This is a genomic window from Photobacterium jeanii (assembly GCF_001650345.1).
Classification (GTDB): Bacteria; Pseudomonadota; Gammaproteobacteria; order Enterobacterales; family Vibrionaceae; genus Photobacterium; species Photobacterium jeanii.
In genome coordinates this window covers 117,847-137,738 of the sequence record NZ_LVHF01000029.1, presented here as the reverse complement: position 1 = coordinate 137,738, position 19,892 = coordinate 117,847, and the positions used below count along the sequence as shown (strand labels likewise).

Here is a 19,892-nt window from a genome sequence, read left to right as displayed (position 1 = left end):
CACTAAATGCGTTATGCCGAAAGATATAGCTTAATCACGAATGGGCCAATCAGCGGCATCGACTGTATCAATTTTTCCATCGTGCTCATTGCCTTTCCATTTACGAATAAAGTGGTGGTCGGGATCATAAATGGTTGTTTGTTTAGCTAAATCAAATTTTCTGTGACCTCTTGGGTCTGCGCCTACGCCTGCTAGATATTGCCAATTTCCCCAATTCGATGCGACATCATAGTCCAGCAAATGTTGTTCAAAGTACGCTGCACCATAGCGCCAATCGAGATTTAATTCGTGCACAAAACAACTAGCAACAAGTTGGCGTCCGCGATTTGACATATAGCCAGTTTGATTTAGCTGTTTCATACAGGCATTTACAATCGGAAATGGGGTGTTGCCTGCGCACCAACGCTGATAGCGCTCAGCATAAAAGCTCGTATTGGGTGAACATGATTTAATACCTTGAAATAAAAACAACTTTCCTTGATGGCTGTGGGCATACCATTGGAAGTATTCTCGCCATAACAGCTCAAATAATATCCATTCGGTCGATGAGTTTTGTTCGACTTCTTGGTGATAGCGTTGCAGCCTTTCAATGATGCGACGTGGAGAAAGGCAACCAAGGGCTAGCCAAGGTGAGAACTTGGTTGAACTTTGCCAGTCATCTAATGCATTTCTGGTTTCTTTATAGTGGCTGGGGGCTTGAGTGGCAAAGTAATGTTCTAAATGTTGCAACGCTTTTGACTCCCCCCCCATGAAATTGTGATGTATGGAGTTGGGGGAAACGGGGGGAGTGATAGTTGTCACTGTAGGCAGTTCTGCACATACGGGTAAGGCTTTTGGCGGCTGTGGTAATGCTGTAATACTTGGTAAGCAAGATTGAATGGGGTGCTTTTCTATATGTTTACGAAACTGCGAAAAAGTTGTTGGAAGATCTGACAGAGCAAAAGGGAGTTCACTAGTTTCAAATAAGGTATGGCTGCTGGTCGTGGTAAAGGTTAAGAAAGGGTAGTGCGTTTCAAGGTACGACCATATGCGATTCTCGTTATAACCAGCATGCTGACTACGATATAGAGCGGTTACGTTGTAACGTGAAATTAAAGTCGGAATTGCATCTAGTGGATGAAGCAAGGTGATAACCAACTCTTGTCCTTTGTTCGCAAGAGACTGCTTAAGCGCGTCTAATGATTGCAGGAGAAAGCGCATTCTGTGCTCACCAAATTGACTAACGGTATACGGAAGCCTGTTGGGACCTTGAATGGGCAGGCAATACAAACAGATAAGTTGGTCAACCTCTTCGCAAGCAAGTTTAAGTGCAGGATTATCATCAAGACGAAGGTCGTTTTGAAATAAGTAGAGTCCAGTAATCATATGCAATTTTCTCATTATTTGACGTCTATCACTGTTACGTAGCGGAATAAGAAAGTGGACAAATTCCTCACTAAAAATTATCGAACATAAAGGATGAGTCTGTGTTCATCATCAAACTAGGCATCGTGACTTAGAATAAAAGCAATTATTAGTAATGTTATTATAGAATTGATGGTTAAGTTAGTAGCATCTAATTGCTTAATTTGAAAAGGTAATGTTTTCTTAATTATTAGATTTATATTTACGGACTAATTATTTTTTATCGTAAAATAAAGAGGTTTAACTCTGACATTAAATGTTTGAATTTAAGGAATGACGCCATAAATAGAAGTATTTGACTTAATTGTTAATAATAACCACTGATTGATATTTACTCTTTTATCATCTCTTGAGTTTTATTATTTAAAATAATAACTTGCGAATAGTTTTGGTTTATTAATACCATCTAAATTAATTTATGTGGTTTGTCAGTAATTTAACTTAATTCGCATTGATTAAAAATTAGACTTGCATAACAGATTTATAATGTTTGCGAATATTAATATAACTCCTGCCATGTGGATTAACTTTAATAAATTAATGCATTTATCGTATTGGTTAATTCATCAATAATAGCTTAGGAGAGGCAAGTATGAAGATATTTCTTTGCTGTGCAGCTGGTATGTCTACCAGCATGCTCGTTAATAAAATGGAACAAGCAGCCAAAGATAAAGGAATTGAGTGTGAAATATCCGCGCACTCCATTGCGGAATTTGAAGATTGTTTAAAATGGAGTGATGTATGTTTAGTTGCCCCTCAAGTTAAATTTAAATTTGAAGAATTTAAACAAGCTGCAGAAGCCCAAGGAAAGGCTTGTGGCCTAATCGATATGATGAACTACGGCATGATGAAAGGTGATGTCGTCCTTGAACAAGCTATAGCGCTGCACGAGTCACAGCTAACCATGGAGGGTTAGATATGTCTTTTTTTGATAAGGTCTTAAATTTTGTAGAAAATGTCGTCGCCCCCGTCGCTGGTAAAGTCTCTGCTCAGCGACACGTAAATGCTATTAAAGATGGTTTTGTGGCGACCATGCCTTTTTTGATCGTTGGTTCATTATTATTGGTATTAGCTTTCCCTCCATCTGAAGGTAATTTCTTTTTCGATGGCTGGCATGGGTTAATTAATATCATCGGTAAGAAAAATATAATGGCACCCTTCCAACTAAGTATGGGGATATTTGCGCTATATGCTACATTTGGGATTGCGTTTAGTTTAGCGGAGTCCTACAAATTACGCGCAATGAACTCGGGTATGTTGGCAATATTTGCATTTTTGCTATCCGTTGCCCCTATGGTAGATACTGATATTGGTAGCGTATTACCGGGCTCATTTTTAGGTGGTACGGGTGCCTTTACTGCTATTTTGTGTGGTTTATTAGTGCCTGAAATGCAGCGTCTGCTAATTAAATACAATATTCGTATTAAAATGCCAGATGCAGTGCCACCTAAAATTTCGGCATCGTTCGATCTACTTATTCCAATTGTTTTCATTTCAGTTATTGTGATGGCGATTAACGTCACGCTTGGAAATTATGAACTACAAATTCCAAGTGCCATTATGAAACTGTTCCAACCTTTAGTCATGGCGTCTGATACTTATATTGCCTGTTTGATTGCTGTGTTGATGGTTCAACTATTGTGGTTCAGTGGTATTCATGGCGGCTCAGTGGTTGGCGGTATTATCGGTCCTATGCTGTTAATTAACTTAGGTTTAAACCAAGATGCATTGGCTGCAGGTCAACCGCTACCGGCTATCTTTATCAACCCAGTAATGGACTTCTTTATCTTTGTTGGTGGTGCTGGTGGTACTTGGGGCTTAGTGGTTTTACTTATGCGCTCTAAAGCAACGCAATTAAAAACTATTGGTAAGATGTCGATCATACCGGGCACATTCAACATTAATGAGCCTGTAATTTTCGGTACGCCGATTGTTATGAACCCAATCTATTTCATTCCTTGGCTACTTGCTCCAACCATTAATACTTCGATTGTTTGGTTAGCATTCAAAACTGGATTTGTTGCCAAAATTATCGCAATTCCACCTTGGACTATGCCTGCTCCAATTGGCGCCATCATCGCAACCAATTCAGGTACCGCGGCTCTGGTCGTAATAAGTAGTGTTGTTGTGAGTATGTTGGTGTTCTACCCATTCTTGAAAGTACATGAGAAACAACTGCTTAAAGAAGAGCAAGCAACGGCTGAAGCAACAGCGGAAGCGGAATCAAAAGCAAAACCACGTGTAGCAGAGGCGAACTAAATGAGCTTTGAAATTAACTGTAGTGAAGATATCACTGAAGAGTTTTTGATGACGCTGTTGTGTCAGGTTGGCGAAGCGCGAGCTGCGTGTATGCAGGCGATGAAAGAAGCGCGGGAAGGTCGAGCTCAAGCGGCACAGGCGCTATTAAAAGAAGCAGATAATGCACTGATCACGGTTCATAAAACGCAAACCTCATTGATTGGTTTCGATGAGGGGGCGGGTAAGGTCAAGATGACTCTGATCCTGACTCATATTCAGGATCACATTATGACCACCATGCTATGCCGCGAGTTAGCGGAAGAGATTGTAGGAATTCATCATAAAGTGTTAAGGAAAGAAGAATATGCAGAAGCGAATATTTGATTACACAGCGGAAGATTTTCGCCTTGCCGACCGCGAACAGCTAGTGACTAGCATTCGTAACTCTGAAGGTCGCACTATCATGGCGGAAAACGTGGTCTCTATAGATCCGCCGATTGATGTAGTCTCGGGTGCTGAAATCTTAGCGGCGTTTGGCGCAGATATGATCACCTTAAACTGCTTTGATGTGATGAACCCTAAAATCAGAGTGTTAGGGGATGATCCAGAACACAACATGACAGTAGCCGAAGTAAAAGCGGCAACAGGACGTTTGATTGGTTGCAATCTTGAGCCAATTCCTGCTGGCGTTAAGCATCTTGAAGTGGGTCGTACTGTTACTAAAGAAACTGTCGAGCAAGCGATTGAGCTTGGTTTAGATTACGTCATGCTCACAGGTAACCCTGGTAACTGTGTGTCACAAGAAACCATTTTGGATGCGATTTCTTTGGTTCGTAATGTGTCTAAAGACATTATGGTTATCGCTGGCAAGATGCACGCTGGTGGTGTGGGTAACGATTACAACTTAGGTATCGTGCCGCACTTTGCTGAAGCAGGTGCAGATATCATGATGTTCCCTGCGCCATACACTACACCGGGTGTATATCCTGAGCTGGCGCGTGAAATGATGTCGGCTGTTCATGAAACAAACATGCTTGGCATGCTGGCTATCGGTACATCACAAGAAGGTGCGTGTGAAACCTACATCGAGCGCCTCGCTATGGACTGTAAAGCAGCAGGAGCTGACATTGTTCATATCGGTGATGGGGGCAACGCAGGTATCGCACCACCTGAAAACCTCATGCGTTTAGGTGTGACCTTACGTGGTCGTCGCCATCAATACAAACGTATGGCGAATCGCCGTTAGTTTTTGCTTCTACTTATGAATTGAGATTACACATTCTCATTTAAGGCGCATGTCTTAGTGCGCCTTTTTTACGCCTGTACTTTGGCTGATCAGACCCTAATCATGGAGTTGATTTCACTATGAGTAAGCTTAAAGTTCCACTGAAGTTATTAACTGTTGCACTGATTTCACATCTTTCATTTTCTACGCCTGTGTTGGCTGAAAGCTTCCACCCTCAAGCCCAAGAGCTTGATTTATTGTGGAAGGTTATTGACCACGATATTGGCGAGAACATTTTTCTTGGCAGTCTAACAATAACAAATAACGGCGCAGAGCCTTTGGGTGCGCAAGATTGGGCACTGTATTTTAACTCAGTAAGGCCGCCAGCCTCTGTATTGCCTGATGATAGCCCTGATGGCATTAAGGCTCGTCAACAAATTGCCGAGCAAGGTTTAATTTTGACTAACGCTGATGACGCAAAAAGTGGTGATTATTTTGTATTAAAACCAGCTGCGAGTTTTGCGCCGATCCATCCGGGTGAATCTCGGGAAATCAAAATTACAGCTCAGTATTGGCAGATGCTAAAAAATGACTCACCATCGGGTTTCCATATTGCGTTTAATGGCGGTGACCCTCATGCGGTGAGAGTGAATGTGAGCATGGATCCAAACGATCCAAAACAAACGCGCCAAAGCATTCATGACATTATGCCTGTTCAAACACCCGCGCTGCGTTTTGCTGAAAATACTACGCTCAAAGCCAACGTTGATGTTGCCAATCAGGTAGTGCCTCAGCTTCATGATGCGCAGCTTCAGCAAGGGGCATTTCTCACGCTATTAGGCTCAAATGCCTCTATTAAAGCGCCAACATCGTTAGATAAAGAAGCGAAATACTTGCAAAGTGCGCTCCAAGATCTGATCCAAGGTCGCTTTCCTATCAACCAAGCCGATGCAGTACCATCGGGTTTGATAGAGCTGAAAATAAATCCAAACCTTGATGTCGATGGCGATAGTCAACCCGATAACGAAGGCTACACCATTGCGATTGATCCTTTTGCTGGGGTTACAATCGAAGGGAAAGATGCCAGTGGTGTGTTCTATGGTATTCAAACACTGCGTCAGTTGATCCCAAATGATGTTTACCGTGCTTCGGTTAGCACCAATAAATTGTCACACGCGGTATTACCTGCAATGACAGCGGCAGATGCACCACGTTTTGAATATCGCGGCATGATGCTTGATGTTGCGCGTAATTTCCAAAGTAAAGAAACGATCTTCAAACTGATTGATTTGTTGGCATATTACAAGATCAACAAGTTTGAAATGAACGTGGCAAATGATGAAGGGTGGCGATTAGAAATTCCGGGTATTCCAGAGTTGACTGAATTTGGCGCTAAGCGTGGTTATGATCTGGATGAGAGTCATATGCTGCACACCTTTATGGGGTCTAGCAATGGTTTCAAAGAAGGGGATGGTATCAAGGGGAAACCTGTAAACGAAGTTGATGCGAATAATGGTGTTGCGCCAATATACCAAGGTTTTGAAATTGCACAGCAAAACTTCCTAGGTCAGGGGTGGGGCTATTATACGGTTCAAGATTTTAAAGATATCTTGAAATATGCAGGCGATCGTCATATTGATGTGATCCTTGAGTACGATTTCCCAGCGCATGCGCGCGCAGCGATTAAAGCGATGGAATACCGCTACAACAAGTACAAAGATACCGATCTTGTTGAAGCTAACCGCTATCGCTTGATTGATCCTTTGGATGAATCTAAATATTACACGCCGCAGTTTTACACTGATAACATTGTTAACCCAGCACTTGATGGCACATTTGCATTCTTAAACAAGGTGATCAGTGAAACGAAAGCCATGTACGATGCGGTGCCTAATGCAAAACTGACGCGTTTACATGGTGGTGGTGATGAACTTCCTCACCTTGGTCCAAATGAATGGTGGGCGAAGTCACCAGCGGTAAAAGAGAATCCTGTGACAGCAGGTAAATCAGATGCAGAGCTATTTGATTATTTCTTTACCCGTTGGGCAGATATCATTCGTAACAACGGCTTCCAAATGGCAAGTTGGGGCGATGTATTAACCCATAATGGCACGGGTAATGTGGATTATGGTGACTTGTACCCAATATTTTGGAATAACGTTTGGGGCTGGGGTAACGAGCACCAATCTTATGTGTTTGCTAATAAGGGATACCAGGTGGTGCTTTCACATGCCACGAACATGTATTTCGACTTAGCCTACAATAAGCACCCTGATGAAGTGGGTTACCATTGGGCTGGATATACAGATACCAAGAAAACCTTCGAGTATCGCCCATTTAATATCTACGCTAATGGCACCATAGATAAGTTGGGTAATCCTGTTGAGTGGAACCCTAACTGGGTGAGCCTGACCGAAGAAGGGAAGAAAAATGTGGTTGGTTTGCAGGGGCAGCTTTTTGCTGAAAACTCGAAATCACCAAAAATTATGGAATACCTTGTTTTCCCTAAAGTTTTAGGTGTCGCAGAACGTGCTTGGGTGCAGGATATGCCGATCGAGCAAGCGGCAGATGCTACAGGTAAAACACCGATGGATCACGCATGGGATGTTTTCTCTAATGCGCTTGGTCAGCATGCCCTCGCTAAGTTGGAATATATTCAGCCTGTGGATGTATATGATCAATTGCCACCATTACATGGGGTGAACTACCGTATCCCATTACCGGGTGCGGTTATTGAGGCAGGTAAGTTGAAAATCAATACGCGTTTCCCTGGCTTAACTAACCAGTATTCGCTTAACGATGGCGCTAGCTGGCTCCCTTATTATGAACCAGTTGATGTCAGCCATGCGGCAAATGTGAAAGTTCGCAGTGTTTCTGACTCTGGACGTAGTAGTCGAGTTGAAATCGTGAATTAATAGTTCCATATCATTCTTTAACATTTATGCGCTGTAAAAAAACGCCCCTTCATGTGAAGGGGCGTTTTTGTTTATTTGGCGTAGATTTGCGATTAAGGTTGCTGACGAGTAGCAGCTAGAACCACTTCACGAATACACACATTTTGAGGTTGGTTGTATGCGTAGCTAATTGCGTTAGCAATATCTTGTGCAGACAGAATGCCGCCCATATCTTGCTTCCAGTCTTCGTAACCCGCTTTGATGTCGTCGTTCGTTGTGTGGCTTAGTAGCTCGGTTTCTACAGCACCTGGTGCGATGGTAATAACACGAACATCGTCGTTAGCAACTTCTTCACGAATGTTTTCGCTCATTGCGTGTACCGCAAACTTAGTACCACAGTATGCAGCGTGGTTAGGGAAAGTTTTACGACCTGCAATCGAGCTGATGTTGATGATAGTACCGCCTTTACGTGCCTTCATATCAGCAAGTACACAGTGAATACCGTTCATTAGGCCAAGCACGTTGACGTTAACCATATTTTGCCATTCAGCAGGATCTTGCTCATGAGCCAAGCCTAGTAGCATGACACCAGCGTTGTTAATCAGGCAGTCTACTTTACCAAACTGCGCTTCTGCTTCTTCAATCGCTGCTTTGAAGCTCACTACATCGGTTACGTCAACTTTACGGCAAAGCGTATTTGGAAGTTGTAGCGCTTCAAGACGTTCAATACGTCGCGCTAATAGTAAAAGGGCATAACCTTGCTCTGAAAGATGACGCGCAGTCGCTTCACCAATACCTGAACTTGCACCTGTAATCACAACTAATGGCTTAGACATAATGATAATCTCTTTAAAAATAACTGAAATAACAACCGCTTAAAATGCGTTTGCTCATTTGGTAAGACATAATATAAGTGGTTCGTTCTAATTTGAGAAATATCAATTACTAAGAGTTATGATAAGTAAAAGCTATGGTTAGCTAGTTTCCTTGCGAAGAACGATAGCGTTAACTTATAGTGATGGTCGTTCCATTTGTTAGTCTAGGCAATAGGCTAGATAAGTGGGAGCAATCAACAAGTCATTCCAACGTTAGGTATCTTTATGGATTTACGCTTACTCCGCTTTTTTGTTGCGGTTTACGAAGAGCAGAATATTACGGCAGCAGCGAATCGCTGTTATGTCTCTCAGCCGTCGATTTCAAATGCGATCCGTCAGCTTGAAGATGAATTGGCAGTGACTTTGTTCGAACGTCATAAGAAAGGGGTGACGCTTACAGAAGAGTCGCATCATCTTTATCCGAAGGCTGTGCATTTATTGAATGAAATTAATGCCTTACCTTCGTTGTTCAGTCAGCGTCGTCAAGCGACACCGATCAGAATTGCGAATTTTCCCGATTTAAGTCAAAGCGAGCTAGCAAATGTGCTTGCTCATTTAAGTAAGCATTGCCCTGAGTTGCGTTTAGAGTTGGTGGATGTTGGCGATCCTTCGATTGATGCCACGTTAACGCTTGATATTTTAAAAGCAGAAGACGAAATTTTCCTTCCACTGTGGGAAGAAGATTATGTGTTGTGCATGCCAAAGTCTCACCCGTTAGCGCAGCGTGATGAAATTAAGCCAAGTGAGTTGCATCAGTTTGATTTTATTGAATGTCCACCTTGTGAAGCGCATCAGCAGACGATCAGCTTATTAGCGTGTGATGGGTTATCTTTGAATTTGGTAGCGCGGGCTGAGCATAAAATGCAAGTGATGCACTTAGTACAGGCAGGTGTCGGGATTTCATTTTTACCGACTGGCGTATTAGAGCAGTCTAAGCAGTTGGTCAGCATACCGCTTGTCGGCCCACGTATGTTCCGCCGTCTTGGTCTTACATACGCGGCAAGTAAAGCCAATAACCCTGAATTATCGGCAGTGATCCGTGTATTGCGTGATTATGGCGAGCAAGCCTAGGTACTTTATTGCTGATCTTGACTCAATGTTTTCAAGGCTTCTAATGCAGCTTGTGCTTTGTCGGCTTGAACGAAGATATGATCATGGAAGTAGGCGGCAACCACATTGGCACTTATCCCCTGATCTGCTAAGGCATTAGCAACAGCTGCGGTAAGTCCTACGGCTTCTAAGCTAGAGTGCACAGTGAGTGTGATTTGCTTATAACTGCCTTCAAAAAAGAAGCCTTCTTGGCTTGCAATCTCTTTTTCTAATATGAGTGTTAAACCTTCACTTTCATTGAAGCTTGCTAGCGGATTGAGGTGAAGGTAGTCAGCTAATTTGCCTTGCATAGTACAAAAGACAAACTCTCCATCATTAATCGCGGGAGACATGGATTTGAGAAGTTGTGTAAGTGAAGTGATCCCCGCCATTATGTTTGCCTTATATGGTTAACTTTTAATGCTTTATTCGTTTGTGTGCTCACTGTTTTTGTTACTACGCCGCTGATGGTATTGATCAGCAGTGAACCAACAAGCGATACATACCATGCAAAATATAGCAGATAACAGCAAACGCTCAGGCTGAAAGTAATAGCTTTCGAATTTGCTGCTGTACGAGATGAAATTAAAAGGAAAACCGATCAGTCGTTCAGGGCTGAATACGTGAATAAACTGGATTAAAACGAGTGATAGCATCAAGAATCTTTCGGAGAAAATAGGCATAGTGAATTCGGTTGTAATTTTGATTCAACGTAAAGCTACATGCCTTTTAGGGTGAGTTCAAGTAGATTACAACTTATGGGAAAGAGGCGGAATAAAAAGCATGCCGAAGCATGCTTTATAGGTTTACTTCACTAAACAATGAGTTAGCTGATTTTGTGACCATTTTTCGGATCTGATCTAGCCGAATTTTCAAATATTGATATTGTGTTTTACATACTAACCACTCTGATTTGTCTGGGTGGGTTTCTGTAGTTATGCATTCACCCTCTATGGTGCTTTGATCACGAAGCTCCAGTTTGACTTGATAGTGGTGGAGACAAGCGAGCTCAAAGCAATCGTGTAATGCACAGTCGATAGGCTGATAAGCATGGCTCATAAGGCATTCCTAACGCTGCGAAAATAAATAACCCAGTATTATCCCGATTTGTATTGCATGTATTGGTACTCAGGTTTCTTTTGGTAATCGTGACACCTAGGCTACAGTACTAATAGCGTAGTCAATAAGGTGTGACTTGTCGCACTTTCGCTACATTTCGTTACGTTTTCGCGACTAAGTTTCAACGGTAAGCTGGTCACGCTTACGCTACTCATAGGGGAGTGCTTGATAGTACGAAGAAAATCGCGGGGATCAAAAAAGGTCGCTGAGCGACCTTTTAGTATGAGCTTTATATTAACGGTATAACCTTACCGCGAGAGAGCATTGTTAGACTGCGATAGTCTCAGGCTGTAGGTATTGTTGCCATGCGTTCTGGTAAAGGGCTAAAGATTCAGAACGTAGTTGTTTGATTTTCGCCGTTTCAAACTCTGACAATTCGCGTTTTTGAGCTAGACCAACACGTTCAATTTTTTGGATTTGCTCATAAATCTCATGTTCAGCACCGTTTTTGATATCTGAGATACCTTGTAAGTGAAGCTGTACTTCTGCAATCACATTACTTTTAGGTAAACGTACAAGCATTTTTAAATCACGGTAGCCTGATGGGGTTGGTGATTTAAAGCGGTTTTTTACCGCAACAACAGTGACTTCTTTGTTCATCAGCTCGAAAGCTTGAACAAGATTGCCGATATCATCAGCAACAATGGAACCACGAGCGAGGTCGGTAATTTTGGTAACGTCACCTTGTAGCTCAGTTGTAATTTTTTTCTCTGCGCGTTGCTGGCTTTTGACACCAGGCATAACGGCTTGTGTGTGGCTGATCAAACTAATTTCTTTGATCAGCGTGTCTAATTCTGTTTGTGCATGAGTCGCAGCAGTGTATAGCGAACCAAAGTCTGAGTACGGCTGGGCAATGTTACTGTCTTGCCAGCTTTCAATGCCGTAAAGTCCGCTCAAACTGCGTTGAAACGACTTCTTGCTTTGTACCGTTTCCTTGGAAGATGGCTCTAGCTCTGTATCGGTGAAATTTGGTAGTGGAGCAGCAACTGAGCCGCGACCCACAACACACAGCAATACACAACAAGCACGAATAACAGATTTAATATCCATTCAACAACTCCAGTGATGGCTTATGTGACAGCAGCTAACTGTCAGATAAGCAATCAACAACTTACTAAAAACGGTGTGACCTGATTTTCATCGGCACATAAAGTGTGTCGTAGGTTGTTTGTTAATCGCCTTGTTGTACTGCGTTCCTTCTTTTGCTTTACGGGGCTAATGTTAGCAACCCTAGCTGAACATAAAATGAATATCTCTGTCAGGTTTATGTCAGCGTTTTAAGGGTTTGAACTCGCTCACTTTTCCCGTAAAAAATAGTAGCGATGCATGCCTGCTTTCACCTTGCTACAACACATATATATGGGGTGAATGGTGGGAATACAAGGGCAGAAAACATAACAAGATTAACTGGTGTTGCCTTTTGTGATCTCACGCTGATCTTCATTTGTTTCAATAGCAAAAGGTGGCTGGTATTTAATCAATTAATGGTTTGGTTGGTAAAGCTAACGGATACAAGTGCTTGCAATTTTTACCTCGATTTGGGCTATGGCTTTAAATAAGTTAAGTGAATAGATGAGGGGGAATAAGGTACACTAGAGGTAGCCAATTTCGATAAGTGATTGGTATCAGTACAAGAATTGGATGGTAGATAGTGCAGCAAAATTTATTGATTATTTTAGCCGTGATTTGGCTGGGTTTATCTGTTGGTAGCATGATGCTGTTCCAACGAGGAAAAGATGCAGAGCGTAAGCGTCAATTATGGCCAAAGTACACCATTTTCAGTAATACGGTACTTGCAGGTTTCATTGTGTACATGCAGCCGCCATTGCCATTAATGATTGGGTTATTGGTGTTTATGGTGCCACTAACTGTCTTAACGATCCGTTCAACCAAATTCTGCGATAGCTGTGGTAGCGCGAGCCGTGCGCCATTCTTTATGAAGCCACCAACTACGTGTGGGCACTGCAAGAAGCCATTAAAGTAGTTGTTGGTTTTGGGATGTCGGTTGAGACCAAATTGAATCCAAATATAACAAAGGGGCATTGCGCCCCTTTGTTGTATGTACTTAGTGTTTGCTTGCAAAACTCTTACTTGGTTTTACGTGCTTGCTGTTTTAGCTCAAAATCGAACTCATCAGGGAATACGACTAGGCCTTCTTCGTCCTGATTTGGGAAGATAGCAATGGCTAGTTCGTCGTCTTCTAGGCCGTAAGTCCAGCGGCTATGCCATTTGTTCAATGAAATCGCTTCTGCTTTACAATTATCCCAATCACCGGTAGCCCAAGCTTCTGCAAACTCTTGGTTCGGCCAAACTGGAACGCAGTCTTCATCTTCACTGTTTAGCATTACGCAGCCGTGTTCATCGGTAAGGATCCAGATTTCACGATTAGTGACGACTTCTTTAAGTAGGTATTTGTAACGTTGCTCAGTATCGTATTGATTGATGGTGTCGATTTGCGCTTGATCTAATGGGGTTGCCATAGCTATTCCTGTTATGGGCGATGGAGTTGGCTATAGGATAGTGCATCTCGACAAGGGATTGAAAGTAAAAGACAAGGAAATCAGGCTAGGTAGAATAAAATTGCGCCAGATGAGCATCTGGCACAATGAGAGTATTGATGGTTATTTTAAGGTGATAGGAACTCGCACCGATAACTGGAAGTCAGGTGCATCGGCGGTTAAACCCGCAGTAGCACCAATATTAATTGTGGTATCGCGACTGATAGCGTAGTTAGCACCAAAGGAGAGTGAATCAAGTTGTAGTAACTTCGCGTTATCTGGCGTTTGCCCATTTATTTTCGACTTCAATATGGTTTTGTGGCTAAGCCCCATACTGAATGAAAACTTAGGGTTAACCGCAAAACCCATACCGGCACTGAACGAGATAGTGTCACCAAGATCGATGGTTTGTGATACACCTTCTACGTCAACGTCATCCTTGATATTCCAGATGTAGCTGGTGCTGGCGTAAATTACCGCTGGGTCGATCGGTAAGATCATGGTGATCCCCGGTTCGATGCTCGGGAAACCAGAGCCCGTTGGCAGGGTCTCAAACTCGTTGGTTTTCGAGTCGATATTTACATCGTATGGGGATTTACCCGTAGTACTTTTAAACCGCAAACTACCAATCCAGTAAGGTGCCGTCTCCATATTAAACTGGTACTTAAACGCCGCTTCGACATCGCCTAAGCCGTTGCCATCAATATCAATAAGCTCATTATTATTAGCCCCTGTTTGTGCTTTTCGTTTCGAAATTGAGTCAGCACGGTACACCAAGGGGACACGTGCCTCTACTTCAAAACGATTGGTAATACCGTAGCGCCCAGTAAAACCAACTGTGAGTGTTGTTCGGTCAACATCACTGGCCTCAATTAACCCCACGATTAAAGAAGGGAGCACGGTGTAACCGACAACTGATACTGAGTTTGAAGAGTTTTGTGTGTAAGAAAATGAAGTATCTAACACAAAAGAACCACGCGGCGTTAGCACACCTGGTTGTTCAAAAATATCGGCGACGGTTTGTACTCTTTTAGGTTTTTCATTTGAATCTTCGGTTTGGTCTGCAGAGGATTCCTCGGCAAAAACAGCACTAGAACAGAGCGTTAGGAGTGCTACCAAGCTTTTATATTTGAATGTTTTCACAACTTCCTCACTTTAACGCAAATTAATCCCAAAAAGGTCGGAGAGTTAAACGTCTTTGACCATAAAAAAAGCGTAGTAGAAAGGGCAATAACATCTATTGAGACAACGCAATTCTTGTCTTATTCCTGAGATGCTTATAAGACCATCTCAAAACTAATAATTTGCGTTGTAATTAATATTATTTAACTGAAGTGCTACGGGTGAAATTAAATAAAAATAATGTTTAACTTAAGTTGTTGTTTATTTGGCTGAAACCAATCTTATTAAAATTAATACAAGCTAAAACTTGGTGCTAGCTAAATTTAATGTATCTCGCAGCGGTTTTGCGAGTAATAGAAAAATAACAAGACAACATATTTGGAGTAATACCATGCGTAAAACTAATCTCGCACTTCTAGTAGCAGTACTTGTTAGTTCGCCATTAGCTCTAGCTGATGATTACGGTACCCAAGGCGGTTACGATGGTTACCAAGGTGGCGGCGGTTATGATGGTGGCCCAGTAGCTGGCGACGATGTAACGAATAACACAGATGTAGGTAATAAAATTCTTACCGTAGATAATAGTGGTAATAAACATAAACATGTTACTTACACTTCTACTTACGATAAAGACTTAAAAGTTACTGACTCATTTAACACTGATTATAATTATGATGTGGACAAATCTTGGGATAAGTCATATTCAGTGAATGACAGTTACAACCAAGACAATGACGCATTACTCATGCATAACTTAAATAATGACCGTAGTCATCGTTACACTGATAACAGTGATAATAGTAAGCACTGGGAAGATAATAGTACCCATGATTACAGTCAAGACTGGCATATCGATATGGATACAAATCACTTTGTATCAAAAGCAGAACTTGATGGCTCTGTTGCGCAAAGTTCAGTGAAATACGGTGGCGGTTGTTGTGACAGTGGTTACGGTGACAGCCGTGGTCGCTACGGTAGCGGCGGTGGTGCAGGCATGAGTGAAGTAATGGTTACTCAATCGAATGAAATGAACAATTCATTTGCTGGTGCGTCAGGTATCAACATGGCGGGTCAGAATGCGGGTAACAACTCTTTGGTTCAACAAAGTGCTAGTACTAACGCCATTTTATACTAGTTGACCTTGCCGGACACAACAGGCTGAGAGTTACCTGTTGTCACTTGTAACTCTCAGGAGGATGTTATGAAATATTTAACGCTGATAGCTGCTGTTTTTATTTCCACAGGGGCAGTTGCAGATGAGTTGGATATTCTAACAAGCTCTGAAATGATATCTGAAGATTTGATGGGGCAATCTCGTGGCACCAATTACGAGATCCAAATTGATAATATGCAGGCTCATTCAGAGATGAACGGCGATGTTGCAGGTAATAGTGCTTACCATAATACCACGGGTGATAATGTGATAGATGCAGGCTCATTTGCCGATTCATCAGGGGTATTTAGTGTAGTGCAAAATACGGGTAACAATGTATTGATTCAAAATGCAACCGTAGTAAACCTGACATTGAAGTAACTGTTAGTTTATCTATGTGCTGGTGTTTAATTATGCCAGCCCGTTTGCTCAATACTTATTGAGTGGCGCCTTTCGCAGGGACTAACAACATTACTTCAGTCATTGTTAAATGGCTTAAAGATAATAAAGCTGATAATCAGCAATTAATGTGGTGTAAATAATAACAACAATGCACACAACATATTTGGAGTAATATCATGCGTAAAACTAATATCGCAGTAGTAGTAGCAGTTGTAATGGCATCACCTTTTGCCTTTGCAAACGAAAATAACCAAAATACAGATAATGTTGATGTTCTAATTCAAGATTCTTTTAATCATGATGCAGACTACGACGTGGAAAAATCTAAATCTAAATACATTGGTGTTGAAGGTTCTGGTAATCTTGATGTAGATAAATCTTACTCAGAAGATTATTCAGCATCAAAAGACATTGATTACAGTGGTAATCAAGACAACGACTTACTTTATATGTCTGATATTGGTAACGACGAGAGCGTGAAGAAAACTAATAACAGCTATAACGCACACAAATACTATGACAACAGCCAGTGGGATGCATCTAAAGATGTTGATATTGACATCGATATCGATCATTACTTAGCGGAAAGTAAGCTAAATGGTGATGTGATGGGGGCATCTGTTACTTACGGTGGTGCATGTTGTAGTGATCATGGTGATCGCGGTTACCGTGGCCGAGGTGGCAGCAGCGAAGGTAGTGATTCAGTTGTGAAAGTTGAGCAAATGAATGCTATGAATGATTCGTTTGGTGGTGCATCGGGTATTAGCATCGCTGGTCAAAACGTTGGTAATAACTCTTTAGTACAACAAACTACAAGTACCAATGCAGCGTTGGTTGGCTCGCAATAAGATTAAGAATGGGCCTAGTAATAGGCCCATCTTTTCTTGTCTACTATCGTGATGAAGTTGTGATTGATAATAGTTGGAAGCCGTTGTTATGAATAAATCGATAGCGATGTTATTTGGTTTAACAACCTGCTTCTCGGCTTTAGCATTAGACTATTTTCCTAGCCGAGGAGGGTACAGTGTTAAAGTGAAAAGTTATCAAGAACAACTTTTTGGTGATGTATTAAGGCAGCAATATGATTTTAGTTGTGGTGCAGCAGCCGTCGCATCATTAATGACTTTTCATTACGGTATCGAAATCCCTGAAAATGAAGTGTTTGATTATATGTTTGAGCATGGCGATAAAGAAAAGATTGAGAAACAAGGCTTTTCTTTACTCGATATGAAGAAATATATTCAATCAATTGGCTTAGAAGCTAATGGTTATAAATTACCATTAGATAAAATCAAAAAACTCGGAATACCAGCTATAACAATTGTTAATTTTGATGGCTATATGCATTTTGTCGTCATTAAAGGCATTAACTCAAAACAGGTTATTTTGGGTGACCCATCACGTGGGACAGTCGTGATGGATATTAAAGAATTTGAAGAGTATTACAAAGGCCTTGTCTTGCTAGTTAAAAGTCATGTAGATGTCGCAAGAAATGGGTTTATAAAAAAAGAAAATTACAGTGTGTATGCGGCATCGCCAACAGCGGATGCAATATCGCGTGATTCGCTTGCAACCTTCAGTATTACCTTACCAGGGGCAAACGATTATTAGAGGCTAGTATGAAAAAACTATCACGGTTATCCTTATTATCTGCCATTGGAGGCATTACCTTTGTCGCCAGTGCATCTATCGGCTTTTTGTCGTTAGATGATAAGAAGCACAGCCTTGTGGCTATGAGCGAACAAGAAATGTCATCGGTACGAGGCGGGTTTATATCAATTAACGACACCATAATTAATATAGGTCTGACGATATCAACAGCGTTAAATGGTAGTAAAGTTTATACCTCGCAAATTGCTAATTTAACTATCGACAATGGTGTACTTACTTCCGTAGAGAGCGCGGAAGTCGAAGACCCGATAAAAATAGTACAGAATGAAGCCCCTGGTACGGGTGAAAATACAGTAAATCCTGGATTGACTTTCCAAGAGGGCAGTATTGCTAATATTATTCAAAATACGGTTGATGGCGCCAATATCAAAATTCAAACTGAGCTTAATATAGAAGCCGATGTAGAAGGTTTCTTAAAACAGCAAGGCAATATTAATCGACTTGAGAACGCAATTTTGAGTCACAGCTATTAATGAATAGCTAAAGTAAGATAAATAGCATTTCAGTTAACTTTAAAGGCACAGTGTTCATACTGTGCCTTTTTTGTTGTGTTTTTTTGTCATTGGTTATGATATTGAGACTTTAATCTTAATGTTTTGCTGGTGATATAAATATTACTAACTTCTTGAAAAAGAAATGAACTTATCTGATATAAGGATTTGGAATTGTAATTTTTGAACCCTTTAAGACAATTCTTATATCTGATACCCTGCAAAATTATCGAATGTCGCCTATATTTTTTGTATGCCTAAATGAATGAAGTTCTAGGTATACATTATAAAAAATGCACATTGATAAGAAGGTGACTTCGATGGTGGCTCAATGTCAAAATAAATCAAATGGTCGTTTAGTTGCAATTGGATGTAACTACGAACCTTGGATTGCGCTGTTAGAACAATCGGGTTGGAAAACACATTGTTGTTACGACCTACGGACCGCTGACTCAATCTTGGAAGAGTACAGCCCATGTATTTGTATCGTTGATTTAAGCAATAATGATTTTAGCTTAAATAGCATTGCTTTGAGGGCAAATAAAACCAAACACGTCAAATGGATTGCCGTGATTAAAAAAGAGCAGTTACAAACGGATGCCATCTGCCAATTTATCAATAACTTCTGTGTTGATTACTTCTCTGTTCCAATCCCTACTAATCACTTACTTGAAACGGTTGGGCACCAATTAGGGATGCTTGAAATTGAAGCCAGTTCTTGGGTGGAAATTACTTCTCAGCACGATATGGGGCTGTTTGGTGAGTCTAAGTCGATCAAGCAGTTACGCGACATGGTACGCCGTGTGGCGTCCACTGAGGTTAACGTTTTTCTTACCGGTGAAAATGGTACAGGTAAAGAATTGATTGCTAAATCAATTCATAACCTCTCGAAGCGTAAAAACGATGCTTTCATTACCGTCAATTGTGGGTCGTTGTCTAAGAACGATGAGCGTGTTGCTTTCTTGCATGGTGCTTCCGAAGGGAGAGCAGAAGAAACTGATGACGCTATCTCAACCGGAACAATTTTGCTGGATAATGTAGAGGAGTTGTCAAAAGAGTTACAAGACGAGCTGCTTAATTATCTTCAAGCTCCAGCGAATGATTCGTTAGAAGACGATTCACATTGTGATGTCAGGATAGTAGCTTCTTCAAGTTCAGATCTTGAAAACGCAGTGTTGAACGGGGAGTTTAGCAAAGAGCTTTTTTACCGCTTAAATGTGTTCCACATTAAGGTACCAACGCTACGCGAGCGTGGATCGGACATTTTTATGTTGGCTGAAAAATTCTTGGCTAAATTTGCGAAAGAATATAGCACTATGGCATCGTCTTTCTCGGAAGATTCGAAACAGCTATTACTCCGATATAGTTGGCCGGGTAACGTGCGCGAACTGATCAATCAGGTTAAACGTGCTGCCTTGTTAGCGGAAGGTAATGAGGTAAGAGCTGAGCACTTTGATTTACCAAGTAAAGCGAATCTCAAGCAGAGCTTGCGTAACATTAAAGATGAAGCGGAGAAAGATGTGTTAGTCGCTGTGCTAGAAACCCATAGAGGGCAGGTGGCATCGGCGGCGAAAGACCTCGGTGTTTCTCGTGCCACAATGTACCGCTTATTGAATAAGCACAACATTGTACCGGACGTTCGACACTACAATAGCAGTTATATGCGCGAATAGTGTTTGAATGGCTTCGTCGCTAATAAAAAACCAGCCAA

General features: G+C 41.5%; 20 protein-coding genes. 13 read left to right on the top strand and 7 right to left on the bottom strand.

The window, feature by feature from the left end; translation table 11 throughout:
• Positions 1 to 30: 30 nt before the first annotated feature.
• Entirely contained in the window at positions 31 to 1,380 is a 1,350-nt protein-coding gene (locus A3K86_RS15460; protein ID WP_232322011.1) for a DASH family cryptochrome, read from the bottom strand.
• A gap of 616 nt (positions 1,381 to 1,996) precedes the next feature.
• Between A3K86_RS15460 and A3K86_RS15455 the strand changes: the two genes are divergently transcribed.
• The 5 genes from A3K86_RS15455 (at position 1,997) to A3K86_RS15435 (ending at position 7,782) form a co-directional block, all read left to right on the top strand.
• On the top strand, positions 1,997 to 2,320 hold the full coding sequence (locus A3K86_RS15455) for a PTS sugar transporter subunit IIB (RefSeq protein WP_068333013.1): 324 nt from the start codon (positions 1,997 to 1,999) through the stop codon (positions 2,318 to 2,320).
• A 2-nt stretch (positions 2,321 to 2,322) separates the two neighbouring features.
• Complete coding sequence (locus A3K86_RS15450) at positions 2,323 to 3,663, top strand: PTS sugar transporter subunit IIC (protein ID WP_068333010.1); 1,341 nt, start codon at positions 2,323 to 2,325, stop codon at positions 3,661 to 3,663.
• On the top strand, positions 3,664 to 4,026 hold the full coding sequence (locus tag A3K86_RS15445; protein ID WP_068333007.1) for a PTS lactose/cellobiose transporter subunit IIA: 363 nt from the start codon (positions 3,664 to 3,666) through the stop codon (positions 4,024 to 4,026).
• The gene (locus A3K86_RS15440; protein ID WP_068333004.1) at positions 4,007 to 4,888 is read left to right on the top strand and encodes a DUF7916 family protein; all 882 of its coding nucleotides are present in this window, start codon (positions 4,007 to 4,009) and stop codon (positions 4,886 to 4,888) included. The genes A3K86_RS15445 and A3K86_RS15440 overlap by 20 nt, the downstream gene beginning before the upstream one ends.
• A gap of 119 nt (positions 4,889 to 5,007) precedes the next feature.
• Positions 5,008 to 7,782 (top strand): family 20 glycosylhydrolase, encoded by a 2,775-nt coding sequence (locus A3K86_RS15435; protein WP_068333001.1) that lies wholly within the window; start codon positions 5,008 to 5,010, stop codon positions 7,780 to 7,782.
• A gap of 92 nt (positions 7,783 to 7,874) precedes the next feature.
• Here A3K86_RS15435 and A3K86_RS15430 read toward each other — a convergent pair whose 3' ends face one another.
• The gene (locus A3K86_RS15430; protein WP_068332998.1) at positions 7,875 to 8,597 is read right to left on the bottom strand and encodes an SDR family oxidoreductase; all 723 of its coding nucleotides are present in this window, start codon (positions 8,595 to 8,597) and stop codon (positions 7,875 to 7,877) included.
• A 264-nt stretch (positions 8,598 to 8,861) separates the two neighbouring features.
• Here A3K86_RS15430 and A3K86_RS15425 point away from each other — a divergent pair, with 264 nt between their 5' ends.
• Positions 8,862 to 9,707 (top strand): LysR family transcriptional regulator, encoded by an 846-nt coding sequence (locus tag A3K86_RS15425; protein ID WP_068332995.1) that lies wholly within the window; start codon positions 8,862 to 8,864, stop codon positions 9,705 to 9,707.
• A 5-nt stretch (positions 9,708 to 9,712) separates the two neighbouring features.
• On the opposite strand, the gene A3K86_RS15420 is transcribed toward A3K86_RS15425, so the two are convergent.
• From A3K86_RS15420 to A3K86_RS15405, 3 genes are all read right to left on the bottom strand, one after another.
• Positions 9,713 to 10,117, bottom strand: a complete 405-nt coding sequence (locus tag A3K86_RS15420; protein WP_068332992.1) for an ACT domain-containing protein — start codon at positions 10,115 to 10,117, stop codon at positions 9,713 to 9,715.
• A gap of 406 nt (positions 10,118 to 10,523) precedes the next feature.
• Positions 10,524 to 10,784 carry a Rho-binding antiterminator gene (locus tag A3K86_RS23135; protein ID WP_068332986.1) on the bottom strand — a complete coding sequence of 87 codons (261 nt, stop codon included), beginning with the start codon at positions 10,782 to 10,784 and terminating at the stop codon, positions 10,524 to 10,526.
• 327 nt (positions 10,785 to 11,111) lie between these two features.
• Entirely contained in the window at positions 11,112 to 11,894 is a 783-nt protein-coding gene (locus tag A3K86_RS15405) for a nucleotidyltransferase family protein (RefSeq protein ID WP_068332983.1), read from the bottom strand.
• A gap of 601 nt (positions 11,895 to 12,495) precedes the next feature.
• Between A3K86_RS15405 and A3K86_RS15400 the strand changes: the two genes are divergently transcribed.
• Positions 12,496 to 12,828, top strand: coding sequence for a hypothetical protein (locus A3K86_RS15400; protein WP_068332980.1), 333 nt, complete (start codon positions 12,496 to 12,498; stop codon positions 12,826 to 12,828).
• A 103-nt stretch (positions 12,829 to 12,931) separates the two neighbouring features.
• Here the strand turns inward: A3K86_RS15400 and A3K86_RS15395 are convergent, their stop codons facing one another.
• Both A3K86_RS15395 and A3K86_RS15390 read right to left on the bottom strand, forming a co-directional pair.
• A complete protein-coding gene (locus A3K86_RS15395) occupies positions 12,932 to 13,324 on the bottom strand; it encodes a DUF2750 domain-containing protein (RefSeq protein ID WP_068332977.1) in 393 nt (130 codons plus the stop codon).
• A gap of 141 nt (positions 13,325 to 13,465) precedes the next feature.
• On the bottom strand, positions 13,466 to 14,485 hold the full coding sequence (locus tag A3K86_RS15390; protein WP_107270344.1) for a transporter: 1,020 nt from the start codon (positions 14,483 to 14,485) through the stop codon (positions 13,466 to 13,468).
• Positions 14,486 to 14,855: 370 nt separating this feature from the next.
• Here A3K86_RS15390 and A3K86_RS15385 point away from each other — a divergent pair, with 370 nt between their 5' ends.
• From A3K86_RS15385 to A3K86_RS15360, 6 genes are all read left to right on the top strand, one after another.
• A complete protein-coding gene (locus tag A3K86_RS15385) occupies positions 14,856 to 15,599 on the top strand; it encodes a hypothetical protein (RefSeq protein WP_068332974.1) in 744 nt (247 codons plus the stop codon).
• A gap of 66 nt (positions 15,600 to 15,665) precedes the next feature.
• A complete protein-coding gene (locus tag A3K86_RS15380) occupies positions 15,666 to 15,998 on the top strand; it encodes a carbon storage regulator (protein ID WP_068332971.1) in 333 nt (110 codons plus the stop codon).
• A gap of 197 nt (positions 15,999 to 16,195) precedes the next feature.
• Entirely contained in the window at positions 16,196 to 16,867 is a 672-nt protein-coding gene (locus A3K86_RS15375; protein WP_068332968.1) for a hypothetical protein, read from the top strand.
• Positions 16,868 to 16,955: 88 nt separating this feature from the next.
• A complete protein-coding gene (locus A3K86_RS15370) occupies positions 16,956 to 17,630 on the top strand; it encodes a C39 family peptidase (protein ID WP_068332966.1) in 675 nt (224 codons plus the stop codon).
• A gap of 8 nt (positions 17,631 to 17,638) precedes the next feature.
• Complete coding sequence (locus A3K86_RS15365) at positions 17,639 to 18,163, top strand: hypothetical protein (protein ID WP_068332962.1); 525 nt, start codon at positions 17,639 to 17,641, stop codon at positions 18,161 to 18,163.
• 338 nt (positions 18,164 to 18,501) lie between these two features.
• Entirely contained in the window at positions 18,502 to 19,854 is a 1,353-nt protein-coding gene (locus tag A3K86_RS15360; protein ID WP_068332959.1) for a sigma-54-dependent transcriptional regulator, read from the top strand.
• Positions 19,855 to 19,892 lie beyond the last annotated feature (38 nt).